Annotated in this window: 17 protein-coding genes and 2 rRNA genes (1 of these 19 cut by a window edge); 8 read left to right on the top strand and 11 right to left on the bottom strand. The window is 46.5% G+C overall.

Annotated features, from left to right (window positions below; all coding sequences use genetic code 11):
* Positions 1–59 precede the first annotated feature (59 nt).
* The 3 genes from rocD to ACZ5PW_RS04560 all read left to right on the top strand — a co-directional run bounded on the left by rocD (position 60) and on the right by ACZ5PW_RS04560 (position 6,041).
* Positions 60–1,259: an ornithine--oxo-acid transaminase gene (rocD, locus tag ACZ5PW_RS04570; RefSeq protein ID WP_464558373.1), complete on the top strand. Its 1,200-nt coding sequence runs from the start codon at positions 60–62 to the stop codon at positions 1,257–1,259.
* A 265-nt stretch (positions 1,260–1,524) separates the two neighbouring features.
* Positions 1,525–5,538 (top strand): two-component regulator propeller domain-containing protein, encoded by a 4,014-nt coding sequence (locus tag ACZ5PW_RS04565; protein WP_464558371.1) that lies wholly within the window; start codon positions 1,525–1,527, stop codon positions 5,536–5,538.
* Complete coding sequence (locus tag ACZ5PW_RS04560; RefSeq protein WP_464558369.1) at positions 5,535–6,041, top strand: DUF2269 family protein; 507 nt, start codon at positions 5,535–5,537, stop codon at positions 6,039–6,041. The genes ACZ5PW_RS04565 and ACZ5PW_RS04560 overlap by 4 nt, the downstream gene beginning before the upstream one ends.
* Before the next feature lie 49 nt (positions 6,042–6,090).
* On the opposite strand, the gene ACZ5PW_RS04555 is transcribed toward ACZ5PW_RS04560, so the two are convergent.
* Complete coding sequence (locus ACZ5PW_RS04555) at positions 6,091–6,507, bottom strand: secondary thiamine-phosphate synthase enzyme YjbQ (RefSeq protein WP_464558367.1); 417 nt, start codon at positions 6,505–6,507, stop codon at positions 6,091–6,093.
* 266 nt (positions 6,508–6,773) lie between these two features.
* On the opposite strand from ACZ5PW_RS04555, the gene ACZ5PW_RS04550 reads away from it, so the two are divergent.
* Positions 6,774–7,193: a hypothetical protein gene (locus ACZ5PW_RS04550; RefSeq protein WP_464558365.1), complete on the top strand. Its 420-nt coding sequence runs from the start codon at positions 6,774–6,776 to the stop codon at positions 7,191–7,193.
* A gap of 53 nt (positions 7,194–7,246) precedes the next feature.
* Here the strand turns inward: ACZ5PW_RS04550 and ACZ5PW_RS04545 are convergent, their stop codons facing one another.
* Positions 7,247–9,400, bottom strand: a complete 2,154-nt coding sequence (locus tag ACZ5PW_RS04545) for a PAS domain S-box protein (protein WP_464558363.1) — start codon at positions 9,398–9,400, stop codon at positions 7,247–7,249.
* A 136-nt stretch (positions 9,401–9,536) separates the two neighbouring features.
* Positions 9,537–10,574, bottom strand: a complete 1,038-nt coding sequence (locus ACZ5PW_RS04540) for a DUF1786 domain-containing protein (RefSeq protein ID WP_464558361.1) — start codon at positions 10,572–10,574, stop codon at positions 9,537–9,539.
* Between the two features lie 131 nt (positions 10,575–10,705).
* On the opposite strand from ACZ5PW_RS04540, the gene ACZ5PW_RS04535 reads away from it, so the two are divergent.
* Positions 10,706–11,524 (top strand): esterase/lipase family protein, encoded by an 819-nt coding sequence (locus ACZ5PW_RS04535; RefSeq protein WP_464558359.1) that lies wholly within the window; start codon positions 10,706–10,708, stop codon positions 11,522–11,524.
* A 66-nt stretch (positions 11,525–11,590) separates the two neighbouring features.
* On the opposite strand, the gene ACZ5PW_RS04530 is transcribed toward ACZ5PW_RS04535, so the two are convergent.
* Complete coding sequence (locus ACZ5PW_RS04530) at positions 11,591–13,180, bottom strand: HEAT repeat domain-containing protein (RefSeq protein WP_464558357.1); 1,590 nt, start codon at positions 13,178–13,180, stop codon at positions 11,591–11,593.
* 37 nt (positions 13,181–13,217) lie between these two features.
* Positions 13,218–13,679, bottom strand: a complete 462-nt coding sequence (locus tag ACZ5PW_RS04525) for a chemotaxis protein CheX (protein ID WP_464558355.1) — start codon at positions 13,677–13,679, stop codon at positions 13,218–13,220.
* Positions 13,680–14,022: 343 nt separating this feature from the next.
* Here ACZ5PW_RS04525 and ACZ5PW_RS04520 point away from each other — a divergent pair, with 343 nt between their 5' ends.
* Together ACZ5PW_RS04520 and ACZ5PW_RS04515 are read left to right on the top strand one after the other, a co-directional pair.
* On the top strand, positions 14,023–15,264 hold the full coding sequence (locus ACZ5PW_RS04520) for a NupC/NupG family nucleoside CNT transporter (RefSeq protein ID WP_464558353.1): 1,242 nt from the start codon (positions 14,023–14,025) through the stop codon (positions 15,262–15,264).
* A gap of 21 nt (positions 15,265–15,285) precedes the next feature.
* Positions 15,286–17,031, top strand: a complete 1,746-nt coding sequence (locus ACZ5PW_RS04515; protein ID WP_464558351.1) for a chloride channel protein — start codon at positions 15,286–15,288, stop codon at positions 17,029–17,031.
* Here ACZ5PW_RS04515 and ACZ5PW_RS04510 read toward each other — a convergent pair.
* Together ACZ5PW_RS04510 and ACZ5PW_RS04505 are read right to left on the bottom strand one after the other, a co-directional pair.
* Positions 17,028–17,696 (bottom strand): substrate-binding periplasmic protein, encoded by a 669-nt coding sequence (locus tag ACZ5PW_RS04510; protein ID WP_464558349.1) that lies wholly within the window; start codon positions 17,694–17,696, stop codon positions 17,028–17,030. The genes ACZ5PW_RS04515 and ACZ5PW_RS04510 overlap by 4 nt on opposite strands.
* Before the next feature lie 91 nt (positions 17,697–17,787).
* The gene (locus ACZ5PW_RS04505) at positions 17,788–17,973 is read right to left on the bottom strand and encodes a hypothetical protein (protein WP_464558347.1); all 186 of its coding nucleotides are present in this window, start codon (positions 17,971–17,973) and stop codon (positions 17,788–17,790) included.
* 279 nt (positions 17,974–18,252) lie between these two features.
* On the opposite strand from ACZ5PW_RS04505, the gene ACZ5PW_RS04500 reads away from it, so the two are divergent.
* The gene (locus ACZ5PW_RS04500) at positions 18,253–19,317 is read left to right on the top strand and encodes an HD-GYP domain-containing protein (RefSeq protein WP_464558345.1); all 1,065 of its coding nucleotides are present in this window, start codon (positions 18,253–18,255) and stop codon (positions 19,315–19,317) included.
* 77 nt (positions 19,318–19,394) lie between these two features.
* Here the strand turns inward: ACZ5PW_RS04500 and ACZ5PW_RS04495 are convergent, their stop codons facing one another.
* The 4 genes from ACZ5PW_RS04495 to ACZ5PW_RS04480 form a co-directional block, all read right to left on the bottom strand.
* Entirely contained in the window at positions 19,395–20,357 is a 963-nt protein-coding gene (locus tag ACZ5PW_RS04495) for an AEC family transporter (protein WP_464558343.1), read from the bottom strand.
* Positions 20,358–20,423: 66 nt separating this feature from the next.
* Positions 20,424–21,002, bottom strand: coding sequence for a pentapeptide repeat-containing protein (locus tag ACZ5PW_RS04490; protein WP_464558341.1), 579 nt, complete (start codon positions 21,000–21,002; stop codon positions 20,424–20,426).
* A gap of 143 nt (positions 21,003–21,145) precedes the next feature.
* A 5S ribosomal RNA gene (gene rrf, locus ACZ5PW_RS04485) occupies positions 21,146–21,260 on the bottom strand.
* A 209-nt stretch (positions 21,261–21,469) separates the two neighbouring features.
* Positions 21,470–24,028 (bottom strand): 23S ribosomal RNA (locus tag ACZ5PW_RS04480) (it continues 378 nt past the right edge of the window).

The raw sequence follows: 24,028 nt of genomic DNA, 5'->3' as shown, positions 1-24,028 counted from the left end.
GCAAAATCAACACGCATGTATTATGATTGGATAAAACAATTATATAAAGGAAGCATTCCATGAAGCAATCGGACTATATCGAGATTGAAGACAGACTCGGGGCCAACAATTACAAACCTCTGGATGTAGTAATTGAACGCGGGCAAGGAGTGTGGGTGTGGGATGTTGAAGGGAAAAAGTATATGGATTGCCTTTCGGCATACTCGGCCGTGAATCAGGGGCATTGCCATCCACGTCTCCAAAAAGCCATGGCCACCCAGATGGAGAAACTGACTCTCACATCGAGGGCCTTCCGAAACAACCAGCTTGCCCTTTTCTATCAGGAACTGTGCGAACTTACAGGATCCCATAAAGTTCTTCCCATGAACAGTGGGGCTGAAGCGGTGGAAACCGCTATCAAGGCAGTGCGCAAATGGGGATATATGGTTAAGGGAGTTCCGGAAGACCGGGCGGAAATAATTGTCTGCGCAGACAACTTTCACGGCCGCACCATCACCATTGTAGGTTTCTCAACAGACCCTGTATCCAGAAAAGGATTCGGCCCATTTACCCCCGGATTCAAAGTCATCCCCTTTGGTGACTCCAAAGCCCTTGAAAAAGCAGTCACCCCTAATACCGTCGGATTTCTTGTTGAACCCATACAGGGTGAAGCCGGAGTTATAATCCCTCCCGAAGGATATCTGAAAGAAGCCCGCCGGATATGCACCGAGCATAATGTCGCCCTTATCTTTGATGAGATACAGACAGGACTGGGCCGGACAGGAAAACTCCTGGCCGAAGAACATGAAGGAGTGGAAGCTGATATAACACTTGTAGGAAAAGCCCTTTCAGGGGGATTCTATCCTGTGTCCGCTGTACTATCCAGCAGTGAGGTGCTCGGAGTTCTACGCCCGGGAGAGCATGGTTCAACTTTTGGCGGCAACCCTCTTGCATGCGCAATCGCCAGAGAAGCACTTAAAATTTTAACAGATGAAGGCCTGATAAATAATGCGGCTTCCATGGGGGAAAGATTTCTTAACGGACTGAAAAGAATAAGCAATGCTAAAATAAAAGAAGTGCGGGGAAGAGGCCTTCTCCTGGCTGTTGAGTTCAAGTTAAACGCCGGCGGGGCAAGACAGTATTGTGAGCAACTTAAAGAGCATGGTCTTCTTTGCAAAGAAACTCATGACAATATTATAAGGTTTGCTCCCCCCCTTGTAATAACGCAAAAAGAAGTGGAATGGGCTTTAGAAAGAATAACACCGACATTATCAAACTAATAACGTGTGACCTTGAATAATTTATACTGTATATATTTGCAGCTGCATTCTTTAATATATGTTTGATTCACAGTTATATATTCAATTTGAATATTTCACACTGAAGTTGGGTAAAACAGTAAAACAACAGCCAGCCACGGATAAATATATGTACGGCAAAACACGCTCTTTTCGGTTCACCTGCTTGCTCCTTATATCAATGTTCCTTGCGACAGCACACAACGCATCGGCATTTCAGCAGGATTTGCGATTTCAGAGGTTTTCTTTGAATGAAGGGCTGTCTCAGTCATCGCTGCTGTGCATGATACAGGATTCCAGAGGATTCATGTGGTTCGGTACTTACGACGGTCTGAACAGATTCGATGGGCGACACATAAAAGTATACCGTAACACGAAATCCCCTAATTCCATTTCAGACGGTAATATAAGAGCCCTCTACGAAGACAGTTCAGGAATACTCTGGATCGGGACCAAAGGCGGAGGACTCAACTTATACAATCGCAAAACCGATACCTTCAAACATTTTATCCCTGAAGAAAATAACCCCGAGTCCATCTCCGGCAAAACAGTGCGCTGTATCTATGAGGATTCCAGAGGAAGGCTATGGGTGGGAACACACAGCGGGCTGAATATTTATGACCGAGCGACTGGAAAGTTCAAACGTTTTCAGCAGTCAGATGATCCCGGAAGCATCTGCCACAATGAGATAAGAACCATCTTCGAAGACCTTGACGGGAAGATCTGGATCGGAACAGCTGCCGGATTGAGCCTGTTTCAGGAGAATAAGAAGACCTTTAAGAATTACAAACACGACCCTAAAGACCCGTCCACTATCTGTGATGACACAGTACTTTGCTTCTATCAGAAGAAAAAGGGAGAACTGTGGGTAGGTACCAAAAAGGGAATTGCTATCCACACTCCCGGAACAGATAAATTCAAGACACTCTTCCGCTCTCTCGAAATAAACGACATATATGAAGACAACTCCGGTAACCTATGGCTGGGAACCCTAGAAGGACTGGCTAGAAGATATCCGGAAACCGCCGAACTGAGTCCTGAAAAAATGAAATTCGCTTTTTTCAAGAAAAACCAGCTGGACCCCCACAGCCTCAGTGACAATAAAGTAACGCAGATACTTGAGGACAACTCCGGAGTTCTCTGGGTTGGAACCTATGCAGACGGACTTAGTATCCTGACCCCTAAAATGCAGGCTTTCGGCATTCTCAGACGACAGCCATGGAAAAAGGCCACTCTGCCGGGGCAGGAGGTAAGCGCTGTTCTTGAAGACAATGAAGGGCTGGTATGGGTAGGTACATACAAAAACGGCCTGAGCATCTTCAACCCCAGAACTGGTGAAACCCGTAACTATAATGAAGACTCCCCTGAACCATGGAATCTTAACGGAGATAGGATCAACTGTATTTTTCAGGATTCCAGAGGACTGATTTGGGTGGGCACACGCAAAAAGGGTGTTTTCGTAATCGACAAAAATAAAGGCATAGTAGAAAGATATTATAGAGACAAAAAGAATAATAACTCCCTGAGCCAGAACAATATCTGGTGGATATATGAAGGCAGTAAGGGATACATGTGGATAGGAACCAGCAAAAAGGGTCTGAACCGACTTGATCTCTCCACTGGAAATTTCAAGCGTTATATGCCGGAGTCTGACAATCCGCAGAGTCTTCAGCATAAAAGGGTCAGAAATATATTCGAAGACAGCAACCATAATTTCTGGCTCGGGACAAATGCAGGGCTGGCCCTGATGGATCGTGAGAAGGGAACTTTCAAGCACTTCAAGCATGATCCTGACAACCCCAATTCCGTATCCAACAACAGAGTTACCCCGATTGCGGAAGCTGCTGACGGTTCCCTCTGGATCGGGACAGACGCGGGCCTCAACAGATTCGACCCTGTTTCAGAAGTTTTCACCCGCTATACGGAAAAAGACGGGCTCGCCAACGATGGTATACAGGGACTCTGTCTCGACAGTGAGGGCAAGGTATGGGTCTCCACTTTCAAAGGGATATCCACACTGGACCCAGTTACCGGCAAGGTCTGGAATTTTGGGCTTTCTGACGGCCTTCAGGGTATTGAATACTGGATCAACGCCTATAACAAAGGCCAAAGCGGAACAATGTACTTCGGCGGGTTAAAAGGGATGAACATGTTTGATCCCAAAAAGATACGGATCAACCCGACTCCCCCGCCTGTTGTCATCACCGGGCTTAATATAATGAACAGTCCCGCCCGCCTGGAGACCAATATCTCTGAAACCAAGGAGATCACACTGTCCTACAAGGATGCGATGTTCACCTTCGCGTTCGCCGCTCTGGATTATCAGAATCCCAAGCTGAACAAGTACAGATATAAACTTGAAGGTTTTCATGATGAATGGATCGATGCCTCCTCCGAGGCGACAGCTACCTTCACCAACTTTGACCACGGCAGCTACCTGTTCAGAGTCATAGCATCCAACAGTGACGGCATATGGAACGAAACCGGAACCAGCATCAAGATTAATATTATTCCACCGTTCTGGAAGACATGGTGGTTCATCTCACTGGTTGTACTACTGCTTATCAGCGCACTGGTCGTCGGTGTGCAGCTTCGCTTCAGGGCCATACGCAGGAAAGGCATAGAGTTGAGCAAACTTGTTGAAGAAAAGACGTCAGACCTCAACGATGAAATCCGCGAACATATGAAGACAGAAGAACAGCTGGAAAACGCCATTATTCAGGCAGAAGAAGCCAATGAAGCCAAAAGTGCATTTCTAGCCAGCATGAGCCACGAAATCCGCACACCGCTGAACTCTATCATTGGTGTGGCAGACCTTTTTAAAAATACTGATATGACAGACGAACAGGCCGAGTATGTCAATATATTTGAATCCTCGGGAGAAGTTCTGCTCTCAATTATCAATGATATCCTTGATTTTTCCAAGATTGAAGCCAACCACGTAACTCTGGAAACAATTCCAGTTGATCTGCTTCAGGAAGTCGAATCCATTGTAGGGCTGCAGGCAACTGCGGCGTCAACCCGCAATATCGAACTTGTATGCCGGTTCAAACCGGATGTTCCGGAATTCGTACTTGGAGACCCCACCAGACTTCGGCAGATACTTTTGAACATTCTTTCCAATGCGGTTAAATTCACATCCTGCGGAGAAGTGAGCATAACTGTTCAGCGCAGTGCCCAGAGGGACTCGGATGATATAGCATTCATTATCTCCGACACCGGAGTAGGAATCGCCCCGGAAAAGCTTGAAGCAATCTTTGCTCCTTTCTCCCAGGCCGACAGTTCCACAACTCGAAGGTTCGGCGGCTCCGGGCTGGGACTCTCCATAAGTAAAAAACTTACAGAGTTAATGGGCGGAACCATCAGCGCGGAAAGCACTCCCGGAGTTGGCAGTTCGTTCATGATCACCCTGCCGCTGCCGCGGGACGCAAAAGCTCCTGTTACAGAGCAGCCGGACCTCAACTACTCGGAAATTCTGGTTGCCGCATCCAATCAGAAAACACTGACTTCACTCTGCGAAACCCTCAATTATTTCAAAGCGACCACTACACCCTGCTCCAATTCTGAATCACTGAGAGCACTTCTTTCCCAGCCACAGGAAACCCTATATTCCCTGCTGGTTTATGATCTCAATTTCGACAATGGAGCGGGAGTGGAACTCCTGAAATCTCTCAGGAAACAGGGAACTGTGATTCCCCCGGTTCTTATGCTTCAGCGCGGAGTAAGTTTTGACCGTAAGCACCTTGAGCAGGGGATTGAAGGCAAAGGGATGATTCTGCCTCCGCCGAGAAGGACATTTCTGCGCACTGTCATGAGAATGCTGGGGATCACCACAGCCGCGGACTCAGCTCCGATCAAGAAAGATCTTCCAGCAATGCCCGCCATAAAGGTCCTGCTAGCCGAAGACAACATTCCTAACAGAGAACTTGTACGCCATTTCCTGAAGCATACCGACATATCACTGAACATGGCCGCCAACGGTGAAGAGGCCCTCAATATGGTCCGAAGTGAGAGTTATGATCTGATTCTTATGGACATGGAAATGCCGGTAATGGACGGCTACGAATTCCTGAGACGTTTCCGGGAGATGGAAGCACACTCAAACGCAAAACGAACTGGAGTTCTGGCACTTACGGCCCACGCCTCATCGGACTTCAGGCAGAAATGCATTGAAGCCGGTGCAGATGATTTTCTACCCAAACCCATCAAGCAGAAATCTCTGCTGAATGGTATGCTGGCTCTTTACAACCGGACGTTATGACACAAAAGCTGACAACCAGCCAGACAAAGTGGGTGAAGGCACTGCACATGCTCAGTGCCTGCCTTTGGGGAGGTGGAGCCCTCTCCATGGTCCTGCTGCATTGCATGGTTACGACAAAATCAGGAGAAGCCCTTTACGGACGTGATCTCTGCCTAATGGTGATCGACCGTTATGTTGTTACTTCGGGAGCATTGGGATGTCTTGCAACAGGACTTGTCTTCGCCCTGAAAAGCAACTGGGGATTCTTCAGATTCCGGTGGATAATTGTAAAGTGGGTGGTGAATATCGGGTTCATCATTTTCGGGTTCATGTTCTACATGCCATGGCTTGAACATATGAGCAGGCTCTCTGGCAACGCCAGAGAAATGCAGCTGCAGACACCGGAATACCTGCGCAGCCAGTTGCTTAACGAAATAACAGCTTTCACTGTATTCGGCTGTCTAATCCTCCTGGTTCTGATCTCGGTTTTTAAACCATGGGGCAGAACATCACTAAAAACATGAATGGAAGGACTCCCTGAGGAGTCCCATGCCAAGGATTACCGGGACTTCTTCACTCGCCAATTATCTTAACAAGAACCCTTTTTCTGCGTCCTCCGTCAAATTCTCCGTAAAAAATCTGTTCCCATGTACCGAAATCAAGCTTACCGTCCGTAATTGCAACAACGACCTCACGCCCCATGACCTGCCGCTTCATATGTGCATCCGCATTATCTTCATAGCCATTGTGCCTATACTGGCTGACCGGCTCATGCGGGGCCAGCTTTTCCAGCCAGACCTCATAATCATGATGCAGACCTGATTCATCGTCATTTATAAACACACTTGCTGTTATATGCATGGCGTTTACCAGGCAAAGCCCTTCACTTACACCGGACTCGGCAAGACACTTCTCCACATCAGGAGTAATATTAATAAATGCCCGCCGCCCCGGGACCTCAAACCAGAGTTCATGTCTAAACGATTTCATTATCCCACCTTACATTTTGATTACCACCGAACCGGCACTGCGCACTTGACATCAGCACCGGGCAAATGGTTGATTCATTTTCCGGCAAAGAAGTGTACCAGAGTTGTAAGTCATTTCAAAACCGGAAGATGACTCTAAAATTTCAGAAACAACAATAATGACTCCAAAGGGTGTTGCTCCTTTGGCTGTCTGACCGGAAATAAGACTGTTCAGCTGATGGTTCACAGTCAATTCAGGTTAAGACCATGTCTCACAGGAGGATGAAAATGGATAAAGGATACGCGGAAAGTATTGCTTCAGATATAATGCAGATGCTTGAATCTGCTAAAGACAGCGGGCTGGACCTCAACAGCGGCTTTCAAAATGACGCTTTTACCGCCGAGAAATTTTCTTTCGGCTACCTGTTCTATCCAAGGGAAATGCTGTTGCAGATTCCCCATCTGCCCCAGTCTGTCCGCCGTAAGATAAAAAAATCCAACATACTCGGAGTGGTGGATCTGGAAGGTAAAAAAATTGGCATCCATCTGGTATGTTCCCTAACAAAGGGCTTCGATGAGATTGAGTCAGCGCAAGACATTATCGAAGGGATAAACAATAAAGAACTCATGGACTTCAAGGAACAGATTGCAGGAATTCTTCACAAAGACCTTGTAGGCAATATTGAAGAGAAACAGACTGAACAATAAAATTATACCGAATCTTATTGATGGCCGCCTGTCCATGATGTCCGGCGGCCTTTCTATTTCCTGGGAACAAGCCTTCCGATTATCTTGACAAGTTCATCTATCTTGACCGGCTTTGATGAGTATGCATCCATCCCGCTGCTAAGGAACTTTTCACGGTCTCCTTCCATCGCGTATGCAGTAAGGGCAATGATAGGGATATCATTCCCGGATTCCCTTATATGGCGGGTAGCCTGCAATCCATCCATTTCCGGCATCTGGACATCCATGAGAATCACGTCAAAGGGACCTTCTTTCTCAAGTATATCAAGAGCTTCAATACCATTTTCCGCTGTTTGTACCTGAAAACCTTCTTCGGTGAGAAAATGTGAAATATATACCTGATTGGTGGCGTTATCCTCCGCAAGCAATATGCGGGCACCAGCCGTGCTGTTTTCTTCCATATTTGAATCTTCTACAGTCTGGGTTTCAACACACTCGCCTTCACTTGACTTGAGTTTGACAGTGAACTTGAACTCTGTGCCCCACCCTTCTCTACTGGTAAATGTTATCTTTCCACCCATCATCTCAACAAGCTGACGGGAAATTGCCAGTCCAAGACCACTGCCCGGATGACGCTTGGAATACCCTGCATTGAGTTGAACAAAACTTTCAAAAAGCTTCCCGGCTTTATCTTCGGAAATACCTATTCCGGTATCCTTGACCCTAAATTCAAGAATTGCACCTTCAACATAACTTCCGGAATGTTCAACAGAAACTTCCACATAGCCTTTTTCAGTGAATTTAATAGCATTTCCGACCAGATTCATAATAACCTGACCCAACCTGTACTCATCACCATGGTAACAACGCGAGACCTGATCACTGACACAGGTCCTGAGTTCTATTCCTTTTTCCTCTGCCTGAACCCCAAGAACAGAGAGCTGCTTGTCCAGCATCTCATACAGATTGAAATCGTTTGGCCGAAGTTCCATCTTACGGGCTTCAATTTTGGAAATATCGAGAATATCGTTAATTATATGCAGTAAGGACTCGGCAGCTTTCTTGACCGTAACCAGATATCCCTTCTGTTCATGGGTAAGATCCGTATTAAGAGTCATATCGCTCATTCCGATAATGGCACTGATGGGAGTTCTTATTTCATGACTCATGTTGGCAAGAAACTCGCTCTTGGCCCGGCTTGCTTCTTCGGCAGCGTCTCTGGCCTCACACAACTCAACCTCACCCCTTTTACGCTCGGTGATATCCTGTCCGACCGCAAGAACGCCAAGGGCATCCCCTTTAGCGTCCAATAACCGGGAGTAAGACCATTGAATCAGACGCTCTTCACCATCCCCGACAAGAACGCTATTCTCCTGTAGCCGCAGGGGAGTGCCGGACAGAACTGTGGAGAACTGATTTGTACAGTCACCCCATAAACGTTCCGGTACGAAAAGTTCAAAATAATTCCTTCCCAGAACCTCATGTCTGGTCCGCCCGAAGAGTTCCTCGGCCATGCGATTGAATTCCAGAATTTTTTTGTCCGGAGATAGAAGGATAATGATGCTTTCTGCTGTTTTCACAAGCGAGCGAAAGCGGTAAGCACTTTCCTTGAGGGCTTCTTCAACCTTTTTCCTGGTAGTAATATCTTCAACAGTTGCCACCACTTTCTTGATCTCCCCGTTTGGGGCAAACAATGGAGAAGCGTTTATTGAAAGGAGCACTCTTCTGCCGTCAGGCCAGTGGATTGCATGCCTTATGTCAAGAACGGCATTACGTATCTTCATTACCCGGTTGAAGGCTAGTCTCTCCCGGGGAAACGGCGATCCGTCATGGGATGTTATTTTCCATACCGGGTCATTATGCTGCCGCCCGATGATATCTTCACGGGCAACACCATGAACGCGGGCAGCCTGATCATTGGCAAATATTATTCTACCATCGTTGTCAATCACCAGAATCCCCATGGGACTGGTTTCCATAATACTGCCCATGAGATCCCGCTCACGCTGCAGTTCAGTCTCCACCTTCTTCCTTTTATCGATATTTAGATATAAAAAAGCAATGAAAGCCAACAATACACTGATGATAATCGCGGCTCCGATCACAAGGATACGGTCTAGATTACCGGAGCCAAGCTCGGTGAGCGTATTGGACAGCCACCCCTCGGCCAGTACATCTGAACAGCCGGGGAGTACAGTCAGCATCATAAACAGAATGGTGCGCAACATAAGTATGAATTACGGTACAATGTTCAACTTCAGTTAATGTTCATATCTAATATAAACTGTGATAATTTGTTATACCATTATCCCTTATAGACAATTTGGGCAAGACCGCATTGAATATTATTGAATACAATGCTGATTATAAACTGCCCTTAAGTTGTAAACCTTTAATCAGGCCGAAACATCCGGCAAGCATCATGTCCCCCCCCGGTGAAGGAAAGGTCACCGGAAAACCTTCAAGCATGGCACGCTTGGGCCCCATCACATATGTAGGGCTGAATCCGCAAGCTTCCGCAGGAAGGTCCAGAGTCATACAGCCATGCCCCCAGTCGTCAAACACTGCATCAAAAGTAAGTTCACCGGCTCTGAAGCTCTGTGTATCTTTCCATAGTTTTTCCGGGTCCATGTTCCCGGTATGGTGCTCGTAGACTCCAAAAACAGCACCTTTATACAGCAGGAAAGAAATTGTGTGGCTGTTTCCGACATTGATAAGGCAAATACCTTCCCTGTAGCTGTGCTCCATGATTTCATCCACAAAAAGACAGCCTAGTACCGCCGCAGCACCTGTGTCGGCAACAGGGCCTCCGCCTATGGACTCCTGTAATTCAGCCATGCGGGTGAATTCTTCCGGAACCTTGTTAAAGAGCAGGCTCTCGGGCCGTCCTTCATTATCGACAAGAAGCCTTTTCCAGAGGTTGAACCTTCCGATACGGTTGCTCTTGCCCGGATGATAACCATGATCCTGAACAGAAGCAGTAACCAGATCAGGATAATCAAGCCCGGCTGCGGACAGAAAGCACTGCCACCAACCCGGATCATAATCACAAAGGTGTACCGGTATACAGCCGGAGGGAAGAGAATCGCTAAGAATTATACCTTTACCTTCAAGGCGTTTGAGGTCATCTCCAAGTGCAAGTGCTGCACGGGGATGGGCAAACACTTTATGTCCGGCATCAAGATGGGGAAAGACGGCACGTCCGAATCCGCCACCCATGTTTCTTCCGGTAAGATAAATATCAACACCTTTTTCAGTTAACTCACGAATTTTATCGCCCACCACTCTAGCCGGAGAAGGTAAAACAAATTTGAAACAGTTTTCTATTTCAACCCCTTCAATGTAATAAAGGACATCCTGTGTTCCACTGCCGATATCGAGGCTCAGAATTTTACGGCTCAATTGTCAACTCCACTTTGATTTGGAAATGTTAAAATATGTTGCAGACTGAAACAATTTCCGTCAATTGAAAACAAGCAGTACATTTCATGCTAAGCCGACACTAAACAATAACTCTTTCACACAAGCACACTATGGTTAACCGACTTATCCTTGGCAGTATCATCCTTTTTTTTCTTCCGGCTCCCCTGCTTCTTTTTGCGGCATTTTTCAACCGCAAAGAAATGAAACAAAAAACATTCGGTTCAAACATAAAAGAATTATGGAGTGCAATAATTTCAGCAGGGACAAGTCTTTTTGTCGCGATCCTGACTAGGCCTTTCACTTTTCTGGACAGAATCCCCCTGATAGCAAAAGCTGACGATAACCGTCCGATTCTTCTCGTTCACGGGCTGTACCACAATAAAATGGCATGGCTGCCCATGAAACACAGGCTCAACCGTCAGGGATTCGCCAACCTGAAAACATGGCAATACAACAGCTTCACAACTTCCTACCCGGAACTGGTCCTTGAACTGAGAAAGGAAATTAAAAAAATATACAACTCCAACTGCAGACCGGAGAAAGTAAGCCTTGTCGGCCATTCATTGGGGGGACTGCTTATTTCCGGAGCGGCTGAAAATCCTGAAACCAAAGAAATGGTTCAGCAGATAATAACATTGGGGACACCTTTCAGAGGAAGTGTGTTGGCACGAATTGCCCCCGGCAGACTGGGCCGGAGTCTGCATCCCGACAGCTCTCTCTTCAAAGGAGAGAACCCCGTTAGATATCCTGAAGATATCAGCAAGACAGCAATTATTTCACCGGCAGACGAGATGGTCCTGCCAGGCGAAAACCTTAAACCCTTCTCCGGTTCGTGGCGGATTATCCGCTGTGGAGCAATGGGGCACGTGGCAATGCTGTACAGCAGAAGAGTAACCAGGATAGTCGCTGAGTGTATCAGAAAAAGATAAAGCCTTGTTTAAAGAATAAAAAAAGGAGGGATAACCCTCCTTTTTTTATTGTCTTTCTTATAGAACTTAATTCACGAATTCCGATATCTTGGACTTGAGTTGATCAGCGGTGAACGGTTTAGTGATGAAATCGTTCACCCCGGTCTTTCTGGCCAGATCCTGCTGTGAATATTCAGACTCGGTTGTAACCATGATCACGGGGATATCTTCGTAACCGTCAGTCTGGCGCAGTTTTGAAACCAGTTCCATTCCATCCATAACCGGCATATTCATGTCAGTGATAATTACGTCAAAAAGCTCTCCGTTTTCAGCATAGAGGTAAGCCTCATGTCCGTTCTCCGCTACCGTGGGCTCGTAACCTGCTCCGGTAAGAATACTGCGGTAAAGGGCCAGCATTGACTTGGAGTCATCCACGGCAAGAGCTCTGCGACCGGTGCCGACAGCCCTTTCAGGCAGACGGGCCAGATCAGCCTCGGCCTCTTCCCCACCTATTTCACGGAGCTTCTCACGGAAAGCATCATGAACAACATGGTCTTTGGAAGCCGCTACGGCGTTCATCAAAAAACGTCCGATTTTACCTTCATTGTAAAGACCTTCAAAAATATTTACCGCCCTGGCGGTCACAATGGCCCTGAGAATCTTTCCGCCTTTACTTCCGCCCTCACTGATCATTTCGACCAGCTTTTTGAGCACACCCGGATTAACCAGAGAGTCCAGCCCCGTAACAACGGCGACAGTAATCAGTTCATCTTCGTCTTCAAGACCATCAATAAGGCTGACGACACCCTTCATTGTGCCGATCCGCCCGATTGCTTCATAAATCGCGTATCTTACACTGGAATCATCAGAATAATTATTTTCAAGGGCATCCATGAGCACATCAAGCCCTTCCTTCTCTCCGATAAAACCGAGAACATTAGCGGCAAGGATCATATCATCTTTATCCGCCCCCGGCGCAATAACTTTTTTGATGTGCACAACCGCGTCTTTACCAAGCGAAGTGAGAGAATCAGTGACGACTCTCCTTACAGTGGGATTTCGGTGATGCAGATTCTCAACTATGAACCCCAGAGACTCATCAGTGCCGATAGCGGCAAGAGCTTCAACCGCTTTCCAGGTGGTGAGGTCGCAGACCTCATAACGGTCCTCTTCGTTATTTCTCATCACAAATGACTTGAGACCTTCAATTGAATCCTCATCCTGCAGCTCACCCAGCATTTCGATGCACATTACCGTAATAAGGTCATCTTCATTCTCAAGGTTGGCCCTGTAAATATCTCTGGCCTCATCACCACCTATTTTAGACAGAGAAGTGAGCACTTCAAACAACAGGTCCGCTTCCATGTCTGATTCAGCCAGTTTAAGCAATACCGGAACTGCGGTCTTGAATTGGAATTCACCGCAAAGACGTATGCAAAGCACTTTGAGCTTGTCGTCATCCGATTCAAGCAACTTGACTGCGTTCGCCTCATCCGCAGACAAAAGCCCGTTCAACGCAGTAACAACCATGTAATCCACAGAAGTGTCATCAAGAGGGTTCTTGAAAAGATCAAGCAGATCGTCAAGCTCCGCAGCATCTTTCCCTGTGGCTATTTCATTGAGAATACTGATCTTATCCAGAAATGACTTTTCTCTGAATCCGGTTAACATACTCATATCTGCAACTCTCTCTTTTTATTATTGAAACTTGTCGCTACTTCTCAAAACAGAATTCGATTGTAAATTCACCGGCATCTGAATTGAACGGGATAGCCATTATCGTTGAGGATGAAATGTGGGAGATGGTATGATTGTCTCCCATAATAACTGAAGGAGTGGAGCCGGAAAAATTCAATCCCTGTTCAACAAGCCCTGCTCTGGCCTGTCCGGAAATCATGTTGACTATTTCCCCCACCGCGTCCTGAACATCCTGGACAATATCCTGAATGTCGTCACCGAGCATGTTTTTAACTATGGTGACAGCGCAACTCTTGGTGAAGGTTATGGAAATAGTTCCGTTCATATCCCCGGTAATCCCCACAATTCCGCTGACATCACCCATCGCGGCATTATCTTTTTTAACATAAGGCTTACCCGGTTTGGGTGTTACCATGGCCATCATGGACAGGACATCCACAGCAGCCTTGATAAACGGCTTGGCTAATTCCACATTCATAAAAATATCCCTTTAGCAGAGGTTCAGACCCAGAACATAAAGCCATCTCACATTAATATTCCACTATACGCAAAATATTATTTTGTCCGATATAATAGCTTTAAATACAGAAAGGTTCAAGGCGTTCAATTTCAATACGTCTCTTTTTAACTTCAGATATACGTTTATAACTCAGAAACCTTTTTTTGCCGACTAAAAAACGGAGCCAAGCTCGTTTTCCCAACAAATAACCATGTGAACGTAACTTGTGAAACATAATGGTTTCCCACAGTTGCGCGGTGTATAACTATGGTGTAAATCTCATAATATAAAAAAGTATACAGTAAAAGGGGAAACAGAATAGATGTTCCAAAGCATGTTGGGTTTAATCGGCCTCATTACCGTGGCCTGGCTTTTCAGTGAAAACAAAAAATCAATCAGTATCAAAAGTATTGTCACGGGGGTCGCGCTGCAGCTTCTTATAGCGGGGCTGATGCTCAAGATCCCCATGTTCAGCAATGCCATGCTTTACCTCAACCACGCAGTTGATGCTCTGCAGGAAGCGACCACTGCAGGAACAAGCTTCATCTTCGGTTATATTGGGGGAGGCCCACTGCCTTTTAAAGAAACGTCCCCGGGAGCCAGTTGGACACTTGCCTTTCAGGCCCTGCCTCTTATCCTTGTGGTGAGCGCCCTTTCCTCACTGCTTTTTTACTGGCGGATAATTCCTGTTATAGTTCGCTGTTTCTCTGTAATACTGCAAAAAACCATGGACATAGGCGGTGCATTGGGACTTGGCGTTGCCTCCAATATCTTTGTCGGCATGGTCGAAGCCCCGATTATAATCTCCCCTTACGTAAAAAGTATGACCCGCAGTGAACTCATGACGCTGATGATCAGCGGAATGGCAACCATCTCCGGTACAGTTCTGGTTCTTTATGCAAGTATTCTTTCACCGGTAATCCCCGGTGCAATCGGCCATATTCTGACCGCCTCCATCATCAGCGCGCCAGCCGCAATCCTTATAGCAAGGCTGATGGTTCCCGAGTTGTCCGGCATATCAGAAGAGAAAAAGCTCAGTATAGATTCTCCGGCTTCAAGTTCCATGGACGCTATTGTGCGCGGAACTTCAGACGGTGTAAGCCTGCTTGTCAATGTAATCGCCCTTCTTCTTGTCCTGGTAGCGCTCGTAGCCCTTGCCAACCAGGTTCTAACCTTTCTCCCGGATATTGCGGGAGAACCGCTTACACTGCAGCGAGTTCTCGGATTCATAATGTGGCCCATCGTATGGTTGATGGGGATTCCGGCGGAAGAAGCCTTCACGGCCTCTTCACTTATGGGAACCAAAACAATCTTGAACGAATTTCTCGCATACCTGCAACTGGCAGGACTTCCTGAAGGAAGCCTGTCACCGCGTTCTACAATGATAATGACCTACGCATTGTGCGGCTTTGCCAATCTGGGAAGCCTTGGTATCCTCATCGGAGGACTGATTTCTATCGCCCCTGACCGCAAAGCTGAAATTGTGGAAATGGGCGCAAAGTCTGTGATCGGGGGAACACTTGCTACCTGCATGACCGGAGCTGTAGTAGGAATTTTGTACTGACCGAATAATCCAGGATATGAGATGTTTCATCAGCCAGGCCACCATCAAGCGACTCTCAGGGATTTTCTTCATAAACGCACTCCGTCCAAAAACGCGCTTCTAATTCTCGCGGCGACCCTGATCGGGATATGCTCTGCTCTGGCAGCGGTAACCCTCAACAGAACCCTTGATTATCTATCCGCTTTGCGGACCACCCACTCGGATCACTGGTGGATTTTTCTGCTTCCCGCCGCAGGAGCCGGAGCTGCCGTTTTCCTGAGCCGTAACATTCTCAAGGAATCAGGAGGGCATGGAGTTGGAGAGGTAATTGCGAAAGTAGGGCTGAAACAGGGAATCCTGAGACCCATATCTATTTTGAGTTCACTGGTGACAAGCCTGATGACCATTGCCAGCGGGGGATCTGCAGGGCCTGAAGCGCCGGTGGTTGTAAGCGGATCGGCTATGGGATCAAACCTGTCCCGGACGCTAAAAATGGGTGGCCAGTCCCGAATGACCCTCATCGGGTGCGGTGCTGCGGGGTCCATATCAGCAATATTCAATGCTCCTGTCACCGGCATGATATTCGCCGTAGAAATCATACTCGGTGAATGGACTCCCTATCACCTTATACCCATCGCCATATCTTCTGTCGTGGCAACACAGACTTCCCGGCTGCTTCAGGGAAATGTAATTCCTTTCAGCCAGGACTTCCCCCCAATGAGCTTCGCCGATCTTGGTGTATCGGTTCTACTGGCACTGCTTTCGGCTATTGTCTCAGTATTTTTCGTCCGTTCAATCAGGCAGATTGGATCAATCAGCTCAAGTTTGACAAACGTACCCTGGATAAAAGCCTGTTCGGGGGGACTTTGCGTGGGGCTGATCGGGCTTTTCTTCCCTTATGCCCTAGGAGAAGGATACAACTCCATAAAAATGGCCATTCACGGGACCCTGCCGAGCGGACTGTCGCTTGTCGGCCTCATGCTCATTGCCAGAATTGCAACCACTTCCCTTACTTTAGGCAGTGGAGGACTCGGAGGTATATTCGCCCCCTGCCTTGTTATAGGCTCTCTCTTCGGAACTATATTCTACCGCTCAATAACCCAGTTGATCCCCGTTCAATGGCTGACCGGGGAAAGTTCTTACGCCCTTCTAGGAATGGCGGGAATAGTCAGCGGAGTAATGCAGGCCCCGTTAACCAGCGTATTTCTGGTACTGGAAATTACTAACGGCTACCACGCAGTGATGCATATTATGATTGTAACCTTTTTATCATCCATGCTGACCCACGCCTTTGAACCGGCATCTTTCTACTTCAAGGACCTTGTTGAGAAGGGCCAGTTGCTGCGCCCCAAAACCGATGCCAAAATACTGGCTGATATAGACCCTGAAAAACTTATCCATAAAGATCTTACCAAAGTATGTCCGCAAATGCCGGTGAGTGATTTCATGAAAATGCTTACCAGCACCACCCAGACTCATATTCCGATTATTGATAGTGCTACAAACAGTTTTCTCGGCATGGTGGATGTTGTTTCCGCCCGGTCCTCGATCCTTGACCCGGACCGGCAGCAAAGCAATATTGGAGAAGTGGCAATAGATCGAACCGCCCCGAGCATTGAAGAAGGAGCAGGTGCAGAAGAGATTCTGGAATTAATGAACCGCAGCGGTAAAAGGACTCTGCCGGTAATGCGTAATGGTCATTTCATAGGATTCATTACTAAAGAAGACATTCTCTCAGCCTACCGGGGGGAAATGAAATCCTACGGCTCCTGCGACAACCTGTTTTAATGAATTGAAACTGAATACTTCCCGGCGATTTTCTCAAGTAATCCTCCATCCTGCATTGAATGGAGCACCCCTCCGAGCTCTTCGGCTCTCTCACTTAGAGGAGACTTCCTTGATACACCAATATAAACAGGCATAAACCGCGGAGCATAACTGAAGCTGCAGCTTTGGATATAGTTTTCGGCTCCAAGTTCACGTAGATAATGATCACCTGAAGAGGCAGCACACACAGCTAGGTCCACTTCCTTCTCAGCCAAAGCCTTAAAGGCTTCTTTCTGGCTGTGATATTCGACCTTAACCATCCGATCATCAAGGTCGAATATTGGGAAATAGCGTGCTCCTTTAGCTACCGCCACCCTCATACCGGCTATATCTATATACTTTCTGACTGTAATCCCTGAATCTATTCGCGAATAAAAATTAATTACACTTTTCGTCCGGTAAGGCGGTGATATAAACCTGATATACTCGTTTCGATCCTCTCTAAAAAGTAGACTGGTAGCAATATCAAGATCCCCGCTTCTGAGGCCGCTAAGGATGTCACTGAAAACCATAGGGATATATTCAGCTTCCAGCCCCAACTGCTTAAACATGATCTGGAGCATTTCAAAATCATACCCCCCAACAGCCCCGCTTTTGTTCTTCATCCACGGCGGATAGTGGGTCACTCCCACTCGTACAACATGACTGCTGCCTGCCTGCAGTCTGGTGCTTTGCATAGTGCAAAGCACAGCGACCAGTAATATTAGGCAAAACAGTTTAAGACTTTTTTTCCGGATTGGCACACGTCTTCTCTTGCTCTTTCTCAGACTCAACATATTTTTTCCTGACCAGTGAATCAGCGACTTTGCCCATAACTTTTTCAAGATTCTCTTTCAAATCCGGATGCTCCTCCATAATACTCCTGGAAGTTCCCAAAAAATTATCTGAAATTTTGTCACCCATGTTATTTCACCATAATAATTTTTATTTCCTCATCTGCTTGCGAAATGCATACACATTCATAACTATCTTGTTTCCCTCTCAAAATTAACTACCCTATTTATAGAATCACCTCAAGACAAATTAGAGCGCTAATAAAAACACTCTTGTATTTAATTTATATATCCGAAGTGACTTAAGGCACAGGTAAAGTGGTTCAATAGCGTTTACTTTTTCCTATTGTTAGAATAATCTATTAATCCTCTCAGGAAATTTAATATTTTTAATAGAAAGGATTCAGATATGGCACAACCGGCTCCCCCTCAGGACATCGGCTCCGAACAGTTCTTACAGATCAGCACAAATATCGTCAGCACTTTCGGAAATAAATTACCTGTAGCTCTATGCATATATGACGATGAAGTTGGGAGAGTTGTGCCGCTATACCAGAAAGATACAAGGCTTTCAGATAAAAAAAAGGAGCAGGTGGCCAACTTCTGCAATAGCGGGAATCTTTTTATTTCCAAAACTGACTACTCGAGACTAGCGGGGCATATCAGTAAAAATCTTGGATCCTTACTTACTGAACATTATATTGATGAAGCGGATGCTGCGAAGATCTTCTTCGATGGAGTTCTCGAAAAAGTTCGGACTTTTTATGGAAACCCAGTCAATGAGACACTGGAAGAGATTAAAACAGTACTCGCTGTTTACTGTGAATACGTATGGATTGATCCCAACAGGTGGGTACACTTTTTCAATGCCTTGAGACGGGATAAAGATCTTTGCAGCCACGTGGTCAACACTCTTTTTGTCGGGACCGCCATCTATCTTAAATTAATTTATAAACCCGGAGAGAAACATGACATGAGCTCTCTGGCTCTGGGTCTTATTCTTCATGATCTGGGTATGACTCAGCTTCCCACCTCCTTAGCAGAGAAGAAAGGACAGTTCCTGTATAAAGAGAGAATGCGCATGCAGGAGCACGTTGATATAGCGGAAAAAATGCTCAATAGACTGGATATAAAGGATGAGATAGTCAAAATTTGTGTGCTTGACCACCATGAGCGGCTAGATGGCAGCGGTTATCCCAAAGGAAGGCGGGGGGATGCAATAAAACTCGAAGCAAGGGTTTGCGCTATAGCAGACGCTTTTTGCGGCATGATAGCTGAGCGCAGTCAGCGGGCTGCACTCAACCCCATTCTAGCAGCCATAATTCTAACGGAAAGCAAAAAGAAATACGATTCCGAGCTAACGACGGCCTTAATATCTTTCATTATTTCGAATAACCCTGAAATGAAGGCTCTTTTGCAAAACAAAGAAAAAATGCAACAGCTTCGCTCAATAGCTTTGCAAAAAATGGCCTGATATTACATTGCGGTCCGATATGCAAAAATAGTGTTCCAGACCCCAAGGACCTGGGCATGGAGGAATGTTGCCTGTCATCAGTTGGTAATTTTCAAACCGAATTCCCCTGCAATGAGCAGTGTCACTATCAGGGTTCCACTATAAAGAATCATTGAGACTAAAACCGTTGCAGATGTTTCAGCCTCACATGTTTGATACGTCTCCGCTAGAACACATGAAATTGTGGCAATCGGCATACCAGCCAGAATAATTCCCATCAGAAGCATTTCTCCATGTACTCCAAACGCCACCAGACAAGCAGCTGCAAGCAACGGATGAATTATCAGCTTGAAAAGATTTACTACCGCAATTTTTGATATTTTAATTTCCATTTTCTGTCTTACAATCATTATCCCGATTGCAAATAAAGCACACGGTACTGAGGCCATTCCGAAATCATGCAATCCGACAGTGATATAATCGGGCAGCTTAAAATGCATAAAAGAAAAAACAGCCCCTGCGAAAGAAGCTCCGATTAGAGGAGTTTTGAGCATGGATAACGCGATCTGCCAGATGACTTCTAGAGAAGATTTACTCTTGTCAGCTTTGCTCAGCTCAAAAGTAGCTACAACCATAATAACCAAGACAATAGGAAGAATGATTGCCAAAGTTGTCGCAATGAGAGCCTGCCTGCCCCCATCATATAAATACATCATTATAGGCAACCCGAGATAAGCGGAATTTGGGAAACTCCCAGAACAGGCCCGCATCCCATTCTCAGTGTAATGTCCTTTAAAAAGTTGTCGGGACCCCACAAACATCAACCAGTATGCAATGATCATGGCAGTTAGATAGCCGCCTATAAAGCGTAACTGAGCAATTTCTTCAAAAGGGGTCGTTGCCAGAGACCCGAATAACAAGGCAGGCAACGTAAAATAGTAAACAAACCCATTTAAAACAGTAGCTGTATTTTCAGGCAGTATCTGCTGTCGATAACAGAAGCCCCCAGCAATGATCATCAAAAACAATGGAGTAAGCGCAGACAGAACAGTGATAAGCATTTTATATAGTATGGTAATAGGTGGCAATTAGAAACAAAACCAGGTGGATGGCAATCTGCATGAATATCAGTCGGTAAGCTCTATATTAAGATTGGCCAGAAGAGAAACTGCCTCTGGCAATGAGAATTTTGTTTTTTTAAGGATGTTTGTTTCAGCATTTATATAATAATTTCTGGAAGAGCTGAAATCAGCTTTGGACAAATCAGTCTTGTGAAATTGACAACCAGAAAAATCACATTCATCCATTTTAACATTGACCAATTTACAATTGCTGAAAGAAGCTTCCTTAAGAGAACATGATTCAAATTTTACTTTAGTAAGATTCATACCACTGAAGGCGCAGTTATCCATCAGACAATTTATGTATTCAGCTCTAATGACAGGACCAGCACTTCCCCAGTTTATACCCAGCAGTTTAGATCCGTTAAATACAGTTTCCAGTATTCTTGTATTAAGCATTCTAACTAAAGCCAGGTTGCAGTTTATGAATGAACACTCCTGAAATTCACAATCAATAAACGATGCCCCCTGAAACTTAGAAGCTGTAAAAATACATCCATAAAAAACTGACTCAGAAATCGTTTGTTCGCTTAAGTCTTCCTTATCAAATGTATTGTGTTCATATGTACTATTATCTTTAAGCACCGCAGCAACCTCATTGGCTTAAAATATGTGAAGCTCTAACGTGTTACTCTTCGGCCGATCCAAACGTCAATCCCCCTCCCCTTTTAATTTCCTGCATTAAACGCAAGAAAGCCCCCTTGTTCACAAGGGGGCTTTGAAATAAAAGCTTGCGACGACCTACTTTCCCACTGGCTACCCAGCAGTATCATCGGCGATGGAGAGCTTAACTTCCGAGTTCGGAATGGGGTCGGGTGTGGCCTCTCCTCAGTGGTCGCAAGCAAATTTGCCTGCTACGATGAGCAAAATATATTGTTAAAACAGAGAAGATTTTTTCTACAACTCAATTTTGTGTAGTGTGCGTCAGATGTGAATTTTATCAATCTGAAGCCAGATGCGAAGTGTATTCTCAATACATGAGCAGTTGGCTCAGATTTAAAAATTCGCAGATGGCGTGCAATACGCAAAATTAAAGTTATAGGGAAGAGAAGAAAGATAAGTCGCACGATTTATTAGTACCGGTCAGCTGAGTGTGTCGCCACACTTACACCTCCGGCCTATCAACCAGGTGGTCTACCTGGAATCTTCAGATGCGTTAAGCATAGGGAGAACTAATCTCAAGGCAGGCTTCCCGCTTAGATGCTTTCAGCGGTTATCCCTTCCGAACATAGCTACCCTGCAGTGCCGCTGGCGCGACAACAGGAACACCAGAGGTTCGTCCACCCCGGTCCTCTCGTACTAGGGGCAGACCCTTTTCAATTCTCCTACGCCCACGGTAGATAGGGACCAAACTGTCTCACGACGTTTTAAACCCAGCTCGCGTACCACTTTAATCGGCGAACAGCCGAACCCTTGGGACCTGCTTCAGCCCCAGGATGTGATGAGCCGACATCGAGGTGCCAAACCGCGCCGTCGATGTGAACTCTTGGGCGCGATCAGCCTGTTATCCCCGGCGTACCTTTTATCCTATGAGCGATGGCCCTTCCATGCGGGACCACCGGATCACTAAGACCAACTTTCGTTCCTGCTCGACATGTCTGTCTTACAGTCAAGCTCCCTTATGCCTTTGCACTCAACGGCTGGTTTCCAATCAGCCTGAGGGAACCTTTGCAAGCCTCCGTTACTCTTTGGGAGGCGACCGCCCCAGTCAAACTACCCACCAGACACTGTCTCCAAGCCGGATAACGGCGTTGGATTAGAATTCAAGACTATCAAGGGTGGTATTTCAAGGTTGGCTCCACCGACACTGGCGTGCCGACTTCAAAGCCTCCCACCTATCCTACACATGATAGCCCTAAACCCAATGTCAAGCTATAGTAAAGGTGCACAGGGTCTTTCCGTCTTACCGCGGGTAACCGGCATTTTCACCGGTAATTCAATTTCACTGAGTCTCTGGTTGAGACAGTGGGGAGATCGTTACGCCATTCGTGCAGGTCGGAACTTACCCGACAAGGAATTTCGCTACCTTAGGACCGTTATAGTTACGGCCGCCGTTTACTGGGGCTTCAATTCGGAGCTTCGACTTAAAGTCTAACACCTCCTTTTAACCTTCCAGCACCGGGCAGGCGTCAGTCCATATACATCGTCTTACGACTTAGCATAGACCTATGTTTTTAGTAAACAGTCGCCCCCCCCGATTCTCTGCGGCTCCTGACAGCTCGGATAGTAAATAACTTCACCGTCGGGAGCATCCCTTATCGCTAACTTACGGGATCATTTTGCCGAGTTCCTTAACCAGAGTTCTCTCAAGCGCCTTGGTCTACTCGACCCGACTACCTGTGTTGGTTTGCGGTACGGTCAACAAGTGCTAAACTTAGAAGCTTTTCTAGGCAGTCTGGAATCACTCACTTCAAACGTAAAGTTACGGCATCGCATCTCGGCCTTAAGGGAAACGGATTTGCCTATTTCCCAAGCCTACGTGCTTACACCGGCATATCCAACAGCCGGCTGAGCTATCCTACTGCGTCCCTCCATCGCACACACTTGCTGGTACGGGAATATTAACCCGTTTTCCATCGACTACGCCTTTCGGCCTCGCCTTAGGGACCGACTAACCCTGGGAAGATTAGCTTTACCCAGGAAACCTTAGTCTTACGGCGAACGAGTTTCTCACTCGTTTTATCGTTACTCATGCCAGCATAATCACTTCTCATTAGTCCAGCGAACCTTCCGATTCACCTTCATCCCATCTGAGAACGCTCTCCTACCGATGCGTCAAAGACGCATCCCGTAGCTTCGGTACCATACTTAGCCCCGTTACATTTTCGGCGCAGAATCGTTAGACCAGTGAGCTATTACGCTTTCTTTAAAGGATGGCTGCTTCTAAGCCAACCTCCTGGCTGTCTATACAACTCCACCACCTTTTCCACTGAGTATGGATTTGGGGACCTTAGCTGACGGTCTGGGCTGTTTCCCTTTCGACTACGGACCTTCGCACCCGCAGTCTGACTCCCAGGATATATCTTACGGCATTCGGAGTTTGATAAGGTTTGGTAATCTGGTGGGACCCCTAGCCTTGTCAGTGCTCTACCTCCGCAAGAAAACTCCTGAGGCTATACCTCAATATATTTCGGAGAGAACCAGCTATCACCAAGTTTGATTGGCCTTTCACCCCTATCCACAGGTCATCCGAGTAATTTTCAACTTACAACGGTTCGGCCCTCCACTTGATTTTACTCAAGCTTCAGCCTGCCCATGGATAGATCACCTGGTTTCGGGTCTAATCCGCAATACTTGTCGCCCTGTTCAGACTCGCTTTCGCTACGGCTACACATCGCTGCTTAACCTTGCATTACAGATTAACTCACTGGCCCATTATGCAAAAGGCAAGTGGTCACGGAACAAGTCCGCTCCCACAGCTTGTAGGCAACTGGTTTCAGGTTCTATTTCACTCCCCTAACAGGGGTTCTTTTCACCTTTCCCTCACGGTACTGGTTCGCTATCGGTCTCTAAGTAGTATTTAGCCTTGGAAGATGGTCCTCCCAGATTCCCACGAGGTTTCACGTGTCTCGTGGTACTCAGGTGCCACTAGTGCTGCCGCCGACTTCGGG

The organism is Maridesulfovibrio salinus (genome assembly GCF_055394525.1).
This window is presented reverse-complemented; position numbering and strand designations above follow the sequence as displayed.